At 34.6% G+C, this 217-nt stretch carries 1 pseudogene; it reads right to left on the bottom strand.

What is annotated here, in order from left to right:
- A pseudogene (locus V6255_RS19430) lies at nt 1-148 on the bottom strand (YacL family protein); the annotation flags it as partial.
- Nucleotides 149-217: the final 69 nt, after the last annotated feature.

Here is a 217-nt window from a genome sequence, read left to right as displayed (position 1 = left end):
ACAAGAAGTCCTCTAAACCACACTCAGATAGAATCTCTTGATCATAAAAACTTAAATCGTAAGCATCTTCTAAATCAGATTCAGATTGATCCAAGCTATGGATACTAATAATAGCTTCTTCGGTATTTAAGTCTAAAGCAAACTCATCGACGACTAATTTATATTAAGTGATCTCACGTTGTTGTAACTGACCGATAACCGTAAGCAAAGCTTCAAC

The sequence above is a fragment of the Psychromonas arctica genome (genome assembly GCF_038155225.1).
Classification (GTDB): domain Bacteria; phylum Pseudomonadota; class Gammaproteobacteria; order Enterobacterales; family Psychromonadaceae; genus Psychromonas; species Psychromonas arctica_B.
The sequence above is the reverse complement of the archived record's forward strand: the minus strand, read 5'-3'. Positions and strand labels throughout refer to the sequence as shown.